This is a genomic window from Rossellomorea vietnamensis, assembly GCF_001305855.1.
Classification (GTDB): domain Bacteria; phylum Bacillota; class Bacilli; order Bacillales; family Bacillaceae_B; genus Rossellomorea; species Rossellomorea vietnamensis_A.
On the sequence record NZ_LIXZ01000005.1, the window covers coordinates 118,296 to 129,986 of the forward strand.

The 11,691-nt window shown below is 41.0% G+C and carries 13 protein-coding genes; 11 read left to right on the forward strand and 2 right to left on the reverse strand.

The window, feature by feature from the left end:
• The first annotated feature begins 14 nt into the window (after nucleotides 1-14).
• A complete protein-coding gene (locus tag AM506_RS08020) occupies nucleotides 15-734 on the forward strand; it encodes a DsbA family oxidoreductase (protein ID WP_060671978.1) in 720 nt (239 codons plus the stop codon).
• 107 nt (nucleotides 735-841) lie between these two features.
• Here AM506_RS08020 and AM506_RS08025 read toward each other — a convergent pair whose 3' ends face one another.
• Nucleotides 842-1,972 (reverse strand): CAP domain-containing protein, encoded by a 1,131-nt coding sequence (locus AM506_RS08025; RefSeq protein WP_235576076.1) that lies wholly within the window; start codon nucleotides 1,970-1,972, stop codon nucleotides 842-844.
• Between the two features lie 190 nt (nucleotides 1,973-2,162).
• On the opposite strand from AM506_RS08025, the gene speD reads away from it, so the two are divergent.
• The 7 genes from speD to AM506_RS08060 all read left to right on the forward strand — a co-directional run bounded on the left by speD (nucleotide 2,163) and on the right by AM506_RS08060 (nucleotide 7,655).
• Entirely contained in the window at nucleotides 2,163-2,975 is an 813-nt protein-coding gene (speD, locus tag AM506_RS08030; RefSeq protein WP_060671979.1) for an adenosylmethionine decarboxylase, read from the forward strand.
• Between the two features lie 149 nt (nucleotides 2,976-3,124).
• Nucleotides 3,125-3,922: a TIGR00266 family protein gene (locus AM506_RS08035; protein ID WP_060671980.1), complete on the forward strand. Its 798-nt coding sequence runs from the start codon at nucleotides 3,125-3,127 to the stop codon at nucleotides 3,920-3,922.
• 127 nt (nucleotides 3,923-4,049) lie between these two features.
• A complete protein-coding gene (locus AM506_RS08040) occupies nucleotides 4,050-5,144 on the forward strand; it encodes a PRK06851 family protein (RefSeq protein WP_060671981.1) in 1,095 nt (364 codons plus the stop codon).
• Between the two features lie 133 nt (nucleotides 5,145-5,277).
• Nucleotides 5,278-5,577: a rhodanese-like domain-containing protein gene (locus AM506_RS08045; protein WP_060671982.1), complete on the forward strand. Its 300-nt coding sequence runs from the start codon at nucleotides 5,278-5,280 to the stop codon at nucleotides 5,575-5,577.
• A gap of 68 nt (nucleotides 5,578-5,645) precedes the next feature.
• Nucleotides 5,646-6,041, forward strand: a complete 396-nt coding sequence (locus AM506_RS08050) for a DsrE/DsrF/DrsH-like family protein (RefSeq protein ID WP_060671983.1) — start codon at nucleotides 5,646-5,648, stop codon at nucleotides 6,039-6,041.
• 230 nt (nucleotides 6,042-6,271) lie between these two features.
• Nucleotides 6,272-7,024 (forward strand): exodeoxyribonuclease III, encoded by a 753-nt coding sequence (locus AM506_RS08055; RefSeq protein ID WP_060671984.1) that lies wholly within the window; start codon nucleotides 6,272-6,274, stop codon nucleotides 7,022-7,024.
• 43 nt (nucleotides 7,025-7,067) lie between these two features.
• Nucleotides 7,068-7,655 carry a hypothetical protein gene (locus AM506_RS08060; RefSeq protein ID WP_060671985.1) on the forward strand — a complete coding sequence of 196 codons (588 nt, stop codon included), beginning with the start codon at nucleotides 7,068-7,070 and terminating at the stop codon, nucleotides 7,653-7,655.
• A 106-nt stretch (nucleotides 7,656-7,761) separates the two neighbouring features.
• On the opposite strand, the gene AM506_RS08065 is transcribed toward AM506_RS08060, so the two are convergent.
• Entirely contained in the window at nucleotides 7,762-8,070 is a 309-nt protein-coding gene (locus AM506_RS08065; protein WP_082386276.1) for a hypothetical protein, read from the reverse strand.
• A gap of 173 nt (nucleotides 8,071-8,243) precedes the next feature.
• Here AM506_RS08065 and AM506_RS08070 point away from each other — a divergent pair, with 173 nt between their 5' ends.
• The 3 genes from AM506_RS08070 (at nucleotide 8,244) to AM506_RS08080 (ending at nucleotide 11,609) form a co-directional block, all read left to right on the forward strand.
• On the forward strand, nucleotides 8,244-8,525 hold the full coding sequence (locus AM506_RS08070) for a DUF6509 family protein (protein WP_060671987.1): 282 nt from the start codon (nucleotides 8,244-8,246) through the stop codon (nucleotides 8,523-8,525).
• 200 nt (nucleotides 8,526-8,725) lie between these two features.
• Entirely contained in the window at nucleotides 8,726-11,254 is a 2,529-nt protein-coding gene (locus tag AM506_RS08075; protein ID WP_082386277.1) for a cyanophycinase, read from the forward strand.
• A gap of 157 nt (nucleotides 11,255-11,411) precedes the next feature.
• Complete coding sequence (locus AM506_RS08080; RefSeq protein ID WP_060671988.1) at nucleotides 11,412-11,609, forward strand: hypothetical protein; 198 nt, start codon at nucleotides 11,412-11,414, stop codon at nucleotides 11,607-11,609.
• The last annotated feature ends 82 nt before the right edge of the window (nucleotides 11,610-11,691 follow it).

The following is an 11,691-nucleotide window of genomic DNA, read 5'->3' on the forward strand; positions in this document are numbered from 1 at the left end:
TTGAGGTGGTAGGATTGAAAATTGAAGTATGGTCAGATTATGTATGTCCGTTCTGCTATATAGGAAAACGTCATTTAGAGAAGGCACTGGAGGATTTCCCCCATAGGGATTCGGTTGAAATTGAATTCAAAAGTTTTGAACTCGATCCGGGCGCTCCGGTCAATACGGAATATAGTATTCAAGAGCTCCTTTCAAAAAAGTACGGAACATCTCTTGAGGAAGCTAAAAGCATGACCGATCGTATGAGTCAGCAAGCAGCCACTGTCGGACTTGATTTCCAGTTTGATTCAAGCATACCGACTAATACGTTTGAGGCTCACCGCCTGACTAAATATGCAAAAACAATAGGGAAGGAAGCGGAGATGACAGAAATCCTGCTGTATGCTCACTTTACCCTCTCTAAACATATAGGTGACAGGGAAACCCTCGTGGAATTAGCGAAACAAGCTGGGCTGGGTGAAGAAGAGACGGTTGCCGTCCTTGAGGGAAGTGATTTCTCGGAAGAGGTTCGACGAGACGAGGAAGAAGCGAGGCAAATCGGTGTACAAGGTGTGCCATTCTTTGTTATTAATCGTAAGTATGCCATTTCAGGGGCTCAACCAAGTGATGTATTCTTGAACTCCATACAAAAAGTGTGGGAAGAGGAAAATAAACCTTCAACTCTTCAGCCCCTTGGTACGGATGGGTTGGCATGTGATGAAAATGGATGTGAGATTCCTCCATCCAAGTCATGATCTCAAAGCATTTATAACGAAACCAAAAAACAAGCGGGAGAACTTTATCCCGCTTGTTTTTTTAGTTTTCATCAAGCTCCAGCGGCTCGAGGTCGCTGGAGCTTATGTCAGTCACTATAAAAATTCTCTGTATAATAAGGCTGGGATTTTTCATTAAAGGCGACCCCTATACCTAAGTGTTCGTAGTGTGGCTGTAGGATATTATCTCTATGCCCTTTGGAATTCATCAGTCCTTCGTGGGCGAAGATTGAACTTAGCTGACCGTATGCCAGGTTTTCCCCTGCAGTGCGAAAGGCTACCTGATCTTCTTCCATACGATCAAAAGGAGACTGGCCATCAAGATTCGTATGACTGAAATAATCCTGTTCCGCCATGTCGAGGCTATGTTTCCTTGCCGTATCCCTCACCAGACTGTCCCATGAAAGAACGTTCAGTCCTTTCTCTACCCGTATCGCATTCGTAAGGTCGAACAGTTGAAATTCAAACCCTTCTTTCAATTCAGAACTTCCTTTCGTATAGAAGTTTTTCTTATTTGCTTCCAAGTTCCCGTCGATGATCTGGATGGCGGTGACTGTATCATCTTCATGTTTATCATAAAAGATGGTCACATAGCTTCCATCGATCTGGTATACATCCTGTTCCCCGTTATTTTGCAGCTGATATAATGTCAGTCCCTTCCGGATATTGGTTAAGGGCTCCCCAAGTTCGTTCTGTACCACCTCTTTGGAAACGCCCATCTTTATCCCTGAATCAGAGGAGAGAAGATCTTGATTGGTGAACAGCCCATTCACATGTTGGTTTTGATCATAGGAGACCATTAGGAAGTTCCGATAGTTTTCATGATAGGCATACCATGAAACACCGTATTCATTGCTTGATTTTCTCTTCGCTTCCCCGACTTCTGACTCGACACTTTCTTTGGAGTCCCCGATCTCAATATTATAGATAGAAAACCTTTGCTCACTTGGGACTGTTAAAGCAGGCTTCTCGACAGGGTCTTCTTTCTTCGTGTCAGAGGTGTTCTCGAGATCACGGAATGACTCGTCCAGCTTTATCAGGAGCAGGTTCACTTCCTGGGAGATTTGTTCAAAGGCATCCTGTACTTTCGGATTGTTCTTCATTTCTTCAATTTTTGAGAGCGCAGTGTCAAAACCTGCCGCTTCTATTTTCTCTTCCCAGGCGGGTTTTGATATATATGCAACCACAATAATCATGATTAGAATAAATAATCGTCTCAAACGCTAACACTCCATTCTATCTTCCATTGTAACCAAATTAATAAAGAAGTAAAAAGAGAAGGCTACTCTCTTTGCTCAGTACCCATTCTACACCATTTTCAATCAGGTCGGCCTGTTTTAGTTTAGATGGCTCTGGGTAAGATAACTAAATAGGGTAGCTTCAATATTTACATAAAGGGGGAAATAAGCAATGAAATTATCTCATGAAGAACGGATTCAACTGCATGAATTCAATAACTTAACGAAGTCGTTGAGTTTTAATATGTATGATATCTGTTATACAAAGACCCGTGAGGAACGGGAAGCCTATATTGAATACATCGATGAACAGTACAACGCCGATAGACTGACAAAGATCCTCACCCACGTTTCGGATATTATCGGGGCACATGTCCTGAACGTAGCGAAACAGGACTATGTTCCTCAAGGTGCCAGTGTGACCATCCTGGTATCGGAAGGGCCGATCGTCGAAGTGCCGACGGAGCATTTTGATGAATCACCCGGTCCATTGCCTTCAACTGTGACGATGCATCTTGATAAGAGTCATATTACGGTCCATACCTATCCGGAGTATCATCCACATGAAGGAATTTCTACATTCAGGGCAGACATCGATGTTTCTACATGCGGGGAAATTTCGCCCCTTAAGGCACTGAATTATTTAATTCACTCCTTCGATACAGATATCATGACAATGGATTATCGCGTGCGAGGATTCACCAGGGATATTAATGGAAGGAAGCTATTCATCGACCATGACATCAATTCCATTCAGAATTACATTCCTGAAGAAATCAAGGATGAGTATGACATGATCGATGTAAATGTTTATCCTCAAAACATTTTTCATACAAAATGCAAATTGAAAGAGTTCGATTTAAACAATTATTTATTTGGTTATACAAAGGATAGACTGGAAGAGGATGAGGTTGATGAGATTACAGAAAAACTAAAAATGGAAATGGATGAAATTTTTTACGGTAAAAATATTCCCCGACCGTAAAAATCATAATGCAAACCCCTTCGTAATCAATCGAGCGAAGGGGTTTTTCAGTGCGAATTCTTATTATTGTGAAAATATGATTCGAGAAGGGAAATTCCTTCCTCATGAAGAATAGGTAAATATGCATGTAAATAGAGGAGGAACAGGAAATGAATTCACATGAAATTGAATACAAATTGCACGGGGACGATATGCAGTTTGTGGAGATAGAATTAGATCCGGGAGAAAGTGCAGTAGCCGAAGCTGGTGGCATGATGATGATGGAAGATGGTATCGGTATGGAAACGATCTTCGGTGACGGATCTCAGGGAAGAGGGACTGGAGGGTTCCTCGGTAAGCTCGTGGGGGCAGGAAAACGTGTTTTGACCGGGGAAAGCTTATTCATGACCGTCTTCACCAATGACGGAATGGGAAAAAAGCATGTATCTTTCGCTGCTCCATATCCGGGAAAAATCATTCCAGTCGATTTAAGTGAATTAGGCGGTAAAGTGATTTGTCAAAAGGATGCCTTTCTTTGTGCTGCTAAGGGAGTCTCTGTCGGAATCGATTTTCAAAAGAAATTAGGAACCGGCTTCTTTGGAGGGGAAGGTTTCATTATGCAGAAGCTTGAAGGGGACGGTTTAGCCTTTCTCCATGCAGGGGGAACGATTTATAGAAGAGATCTTCAGCCTGGAGAAGTGCTGCGGGTGGATACGGGTTGTTTAGTGGCCATGACAAAAGAAGTGGACTACAATATAGAATATGTCGGCAAAATCAAATCGGCTTTCCTCGGTGGTGAAGGTCTGTTTTTTGCTACTGTCCGTGGTCCAGGGACGGTATGGATACAGTCTCTTCCATTTAGCCGGTTAGCGGAGCGTATCTATGCAAATGCTCCAGGAGGAGGACGTTCCACGGGTGAAGGAAGTATACTTGGTGGAATCGGGGATTTCCTAAACGGAGACGATTGATGAAAAGGATAAACGTAAAAGAGCATTTCCATTCGTGGGAATGCTCTTTTACGTTTAAGCCGGTGGGTATTCACCTATTTAGATCCCGCATCATATGTTTAAATAAATGATGTGAAAGGGTGGTTTCATGACAGGAAAGATTCGTCATTATTATGCTGGAGGGAATACGGCAAAAGGATTTTACAGTCTTTATGATTCAGTACTCGATGGGTTAGAGCGGATATATATTTTAAAGGGTGGTCCGGGAACAGGAAAATCCTCATTAATGAAAACGATTGGAAAACGTTTTGAAGAAAATGGGTTAAACGTGGACTATTTACATTGTGCTTCCGATAATCAATCCATCGACGGTGTTCTCCTTCCTGAGTTCGGTATAGGGATTGTGGATGGGACAGCTCCTCATATTATAGAACCAAAAGCACCCGGTGTGATTGAAGAGTATGTGAATTTAGGAGTGGCATGGGACCGTGATGAACTGTCCGGGCATAAGGAAGAAATCCTTGCTTTAAATGATAAAATTGCCTCACTCTTTCAGAAAGCTTATCATACTTTTGCGTCATCCCTGAGTGCCCATGATGACATTGAAGAAATCTATATTTCGAACATGGACTTCGCAGAAGCCAATGAATTAACAAACGAGTTAATTTCACTGTTTTTTGAAGATAACAGCCTGCCTAAATCCTCAACAGTAAAACATCGGTTCTTAGGTGCCGCTACTCCTGATGGGGCAGTTGACTACATTCAGAATTTAACGGAGGATGTTGGAAAGCGTTACTTCATCAAAGGGCGTGCAGGTTCCGGAAAGTCAACGATGTTAAAGAAAATTGCTTCTGCTGCAGAATTGAAAGGCTTTGACGTAGAGGTCTATCATTGTGGATTTGACCCCAATAGTCTTGATATGTTGATCATCAGAGAAAAAGGGATCGCGATTTTCGATAGCACAGCACCACATGAATATTTTCCCGATCGCGAATCAGACGAAATCATCGATATGTATGAAAGATGCATTACCGAGGGAACAGATGAAAAATATGCTGTCGATATCGAACGGACGACAAAAGCGTATAAGGATAAAATGAATGAAGCAATCTCATATCTTAAAGAAGCGAAGAATCTTCGTGAACAACTCGAATCCATCTATATAGGGGCCATGGACTTCTCAAAGGTGAATATGATTAGAGAAGAAATCTTTCAGGAAATAAGTGAGTATATAAAAAAGTAGTGTTTAGAGGAAAGAACCCTGCGTGGTGATGGTTATGTCATCACGCCTTTATTGGGTTGACAATATACCCATACAGGTATATTATATGTACATACAGTTGCTATTCACATCAGAACATTAGGAGGAATACACAATGAAACAATTAACTGCTAAACAAGTTGAAGAGTTAGTAACGGAAGGCAGCCAATATTTAAACATTATAGACGTCCGTGAAGATGATGAAGTAGCTTCAGGAATGATTCCGGATGCTAAACATATTCCGTTGGGCTCTATTGAAAGTCGTATGGATGAGTTAGACAAGAATAAAGAATATATCATGGTATGCCGTTCAGGAGGCAGAAGTGGACAAGCTTCACAATTCCTTGAGAGCAAAGGGTTTAAAGTCATTAATATGACCGGCGGAATGATGTCATGGGAAGGTCCTACAAAATAATCATCTTTTTTGAATTTGTACCACAATAGATAAATGAATAATAAAACCTATAATTGGAGGAATGGAAAATGAGTAGAAAAGTAGCGATTATCGCAAGTAACGGTGGATTATTTGATGCGTATAAAGTATTTAATATTGCAACTGCAGCAGCAGCCACTGACCAGGAAGTAGCCATTTTCTTTACATTTGAAGGATTAAACCTTATCCATAAAGAAGGTCACAAACAGCTTCCAATGCCAGAAGGAAAAGAACACTTCCAAGAAGGATTTGCCAAAGCCAATGTACCCGGCATTCCTGAGTTGGTGGAAATGGCACAGGAGATGGGGGTTTCCTTTATTGGTTGCCAAATGACTATGGATGTAATGGGCTTGGATAAAGAAGCATTTGTGGATGGAATTGAAGTGGGTGGAGCAGTCACATTCCTAGAATTTGCAAAAGACGCAGATGTAACATTAACTTTCTAATCCATTTGAATAAATCAAAAAAGGATTCCATTATGGGATCCTTTTTTGATTTACTGAAAGTCGAATTCGTCCCAGTTATTGCACGATAGTTCCGACATAAGATCATCGTTATATTAAAATAGTAATACGCAAATCAGTATGTTATATCAGTATAATAAATATCAATTGTTGATTTTATGGTAGGATAATAAGGGATGAAAGTTATGAATAAAGGAGTTAATTAGATTACTATGAAATTAGTATCATGGAATGTAAATGGAATCAGAGCGTGCGTGAAAAAAGGATTTTTAGATTATTTTCACAGCATGGATGCAGATATTTTCTGTCTTCAGGAAACCAAGCTTCAAGAAGGGCAGATCACCCTGGATTTAAAGGGCTACCACCAATATTGGAATTATGCGTTGCGGAAGGGGTATTCAGGAACTGCCGTTTTCACTAAACAGAAACCTCTCTCAGTCTCTTATGGTTTCACTCAAGATCATATGGAACCTGAAGGGAGAATCATAACATGTGAATATGATTCTTTTTACTTGGTGAATGTCTATACCCCTAATTCGAAAAGAGATCTTTCAAGGATCGAGGAACGACTTGAATGGGAGGATACATTAAGGGAATATCTTACAGGATTGAATCTTCATAAACCGGTCGTTCTATGCGGTGACTTAAATGTTGCACATACGGAAATTGACCTTAAAAATGATAAGTCAAACCGTGGAAATTCAGGTTTCACCGATGAAGAAAGGGGGAAAATGAGTCTGCTGCTCCAGGAGGGCTTCGTGGATAGTTTTCGTTATCTATACCCTAATAAGGATGATGCCTTCAGTTGGTGGTCTTATATGAGCAACGTACGTGAACGAAATATCGGTTGGAGGATTGATTATTTTATCGTCTCCGATCTATTGGCCCCTTCAATAGCAAAAGCTGAAATTCACCCCGATATTCACGGCAGCGATCATTGTCCTGTATACTTGGAATTAGAGTAGTACATAAAGGAAGTAAAGAAAGAAACCATATGGAGGGAATTGAATGTTACAGAAAAGAATACAGCAATATATCGATGAAACGAAAGCATCTGAAGTTCCTGTTCATTTGTTTAAACAAGAGAGAGAATATGTGTTACATCACGGTTTACTGGATTCTGACGAGGTTGCCAAACCGGAAGCCGATTCACGCTTTCTGGACGCGTATATTGAGCGCTGTGATAAAGAAACCGAAGAACTGATTGGTGAAGAATCTGATGACTTTCTCAATCAGCCGATCACTTATTTGAAACAACACAAAAACGAGTTCATTTTTCTTGAATCCAAATGGTTCTCTATGATTGGAGTGGACGCCGTTTCCGTAGAAGAGGACGATGTATTTGGTACTTATGATGCGATGCTGGGGTTAAAACTGCAGAAGAAGTATCGGAGTCAGATTGAGCGTTATTTAGATGAGTCCCTTGAAGGTGAAGCATCTTATGATCTGTTGTTTAATGGTGAAGATGGACTGTGGGACTTGAATTTCACTTTGAATGACCACCCTGATTTTAATGAAAGCCAAACCTTACTGTCGGTTTACGAGCTTATATATGATTTTCTTTTCAACCTTCTTCAAAATGTAGATGAGTCATAAAATAAGATCCCTCTCGAACGGATTCCGAGGGGGTTATTACTTTGATTTCATGTGAAGAAACAATAGAGGGACGGACCTCTAACAAGGTCCGTCCCTCTATGCATGTTTATCGTATATCTTTGGTCCGTTTATTGATTTCTTCGGTAACGACATGAGCCAGGTCATCATTTCCGAATAGGGATAGGACGCCGAGTATGGTGGTGTCTGGGATTTCTTCGGATTCTTCTTTAGAAACGGTCAAGTCGATTCCTTGCTGCAGTGCAGGATTATCTCCTTGTTGGGGATAAGCCCTTTGATAAAGTTCAGCGGGATTGAGATCGTGATTCACACACCATTGTGCGAATACAAGGATCATCATATGCTCGTCTTTCTGATAATTTTGGATGATTTTTTCCTGCATTTCTTTAGAGTTCACTTCAAATCTCTCCTTAAACGATAAATCTATCATTATTATAGCGAAGTTTGCGAAGGAAGCCTATTCAAAACCATTTTGCGTCAGAGGGGGAATACATTTTTAAAAGGGTGATGGAACGTGTATAATAGGAGAATAAGTGTAAACTTGTTTGATATTGAAAGGAAGATAAATAAATGAATATAACTAATCATCATGTGGAAGAACTTAAAGATCCAACAGGTATTTTAAGCGGGGATCGATATGAAGTGATGCTTGATATTGACGTACCCGAAGACGATGAACTGTATTCGGAACAGGGTATTTACATAAAAGCCATTTTTGTCCGGGACGAAAATGGAGCAAGGATCGTACAATACACGATCATTGAGAGAAGCACGGAGTCCTTCCTGGACTTTGAATTGGAAGAAGACGAAGAGAGACTTCTTCTTGCCTACTGCGTGGAACATATTGCGTAAAGTGAATCGAAAGCATCATCCCCTTCATTTCTGAAGATAGGGGATGGTGCTTTTTTGTTATTGGGTAAAAGTCTGGGTGGCCAGAAAGGTCCAATTAGAACCCATTCTCACATTTTTGACTGATAATTCGGAGATTTTAGAGTTGGCATGGAGTTTGCATGTTAACTTTATGAAAGTATGAATGGAAGGGAGAATGGTTGATGATTGGTTATTGGGGGAAAGTGAAAAAAGGGATCGTTGTATTGACTGTTTTGGCAGTGATCAGCAGTATGGCTACTACTGGAATCGTGGCAAAAAAGAAGGAAGGGAACATTAAAGGGAACCTGGTGATTGTCGGAGGGGCATTAGGGAGCAGTAACTCGGATGTGTATGAAAAGTTCATTGAATTATCCGGAGGAAAGAAGGAAGCAAAAATTGGGATCATTCCATCCGCTTCCGGTTCTTTGAAATCTTCGGTTCAATTCAAAGAAGATTTAATGTCATACGGAGTGGATGAAAAATCCATAGAAATCCTCCCTTTTTCTTCTCATGATTTCTCAGCGACAGAAGAGGATGAAAGTAAATGGAAGAAGAACGCTGAAAATCATCACATTACCAAAAGGATAAAAAAACTCACAGGCATTTGGTTTGTCGGTGGCGACCAGCTGAAAATCACCGATACATTAATGAAGGAGAACGGAGAAAGGACAAAAGCTCTGGAAGAAATATGGGGTATTTACCGGAAAGGTGCCGTACTTGGTGGGACAAGCGCCGGAGCCGCCATTATGAGTGACGTGATGATAACGGGTGGAGACAGCTTAGGGGGCCTCCGTCAGGAATTTACAACAGAGGACGTATCTAATCCTGAAGATGAATATGCACCAGTCTATATTGAGAAGGGTCTTGGATTCTTTCAATGGGGGATTGTCGATCAACATTTCAATGAACGCTCTCGCCTTGGCAGATTAGTCGCTACGGCCTTACGTTACAAAACAGCTGATGATTTAGCTTATGGAATCGATGAAGATACGGCGATGGTTGTGAACAATCAGGAAGGGACCATTTCCGTATTGGGTAGAGACAATGTGACCATTGTAGATACTTCAAACTCAACAACAACCGGAAAAAGAATTAGAGATCTTGATATCAGTTATCTCTCCCCGGGTGATGAGCTACAGGTGAAAACGAAAGAATTCACCATAGCTGAGGATAAGCTTGAAACAAAGGACTATGAATATTATAACTTTAAACCTCTTCCGGCCACCGGGGTCTTATCGTCTTATGGGACATTGCCGCACTATCTTTCTTATTCGTTGGTAGACAATGAAGCGGTAGAAGAAGTATCCAGCTATCTTTATGATAGTAAAGGAAATGGCTTTGAGCTTATATTCAAACAAACGGATGAAACGAATGGCTACTGGGGTTATCAAGATGGTCAAAAAGATTCCTACTCCATCCTGCATGTGAAAATGGGTGTATCTCCTGTGAAAATCAATCTTAGTGGGAAAGATCGGCTGCAACAAGACTTTAAGGAATCAACACTCGACGTTCCCGAAAATTCTTTTGATCCTGACACAAAAGGAAGCTTGGTGATCGTCGGAGGGGCTTTAGGCAGCAGCAATGAAGAAGTTTATAACGAATTCATTAATCGTGCGGGTGAAAATAGGAAAATCGGAATCGTCCCGGCAGCAAGTTCCAGCTTGAAGTCCTCACATGCCTTTAAAGAAGATTTGATCTCATATGGAGTACAGGCGGAAAACATCGATATCCTTCCTATATCGAATCATGACTTTAAGGGGACGAAAGAAAATGAAGAAGATTGGATGGACAACAAGAATGATCCTGGTCTTGCAAAACACATCCTGGAGTATGATGGGATCTGGTTTGTGGGAGGCGATCAAACGAATATCACACAATCTTTATTGAACGAAGACGGAACGAAATCACAGGTGCTCAGCAATATGTGGGATATTTACCGAAATGGAGCGGTTCTTGGTGGTACAAGTGCAGGAGCCGCCATCATGAGTGATGTGATGATTGCAGGCGGTGGAAGCTACGACACACTATCAAAGGGGTTTACTGAAAACTATGATGGCATGTCCCAGCAAGAAGGCGGACCCGGGTATCTTGAGCAGGGGCTTGGATTCTTCCCATATGGCATCGTTGACCAGCACTTTGATAAAAAAGCACGATTGGGACGGCTGATTGCAACGGCAACAGTCTATGGAAAAGAAAATGAATTATCTTATGGAATCGATGAGGACACCGCAATGATCGTGGATAACGCATCCAAAACGGTTGAAGTAAAAGGAAGAGGCGGTGTATCACTAGTGGATTTAAGTCAGTCAGAGCTGTCACCATCAACTCATACGTATAAAGATATCCGTTTATCATGGATCACATCAGGTGATCAATACAATGTAGAATCGAAAGTATTGACAATCAGCGACCACAAAATGTCGACAAAAGACTACGAATACTACGAATATAACGCGGCACCACATACGGGAGTATTAACTCCGCACCCGGCACTTGCAAACTACTTAAGCTATAGCCTGCTTGATAATTATGGTCAGGATGAAGTGAAAAGCTTTAGCTTTTCTCAAGATGAAGGATTTCAACTTACCTTCAGAAAAGGAAATCAGACAGAAGGCTTCTGGGGGTACCGGGACGGGAACAAGGATGATTATTCATACCTCGAAGTTGAGATGGATATCGATCCGGTAGCAGTCACGATTGAAGACAACTAAATTGATTGATCACCCTGGGCAGGATTTGCCCGGGTTTTTTGTTATTGGGTAATTAACATGACATTTCAACTTTGTATATGTTCTATAGCATCTGCTATACTAGTGATAACAGTGTGATAGCATTTGCTATCAAAATAATAGAATAGGAGGAAGAACCTTGTCAGATCAAGGGAAAATGCAACTTAATGTAAGGATTAATAAAGAAACGTCAGAGAAATTGGAGGAAATTGTAGAATACTATCAGCAGAATACAAAAATTGGAAGAGTGTATAAGGGTGATGTCTTAACTGACATCATCCACAAATCCTATGAGGTCATGGAGAAGCAAAAAAGAATTCAAAACCGGAAATACTAGTATTCTTCACGGGATAAAGACCTCTCTGGAGATAAATAAATTCTCGTAGGCAACATGTGAAAATCAGGTCCATGTATGTCAT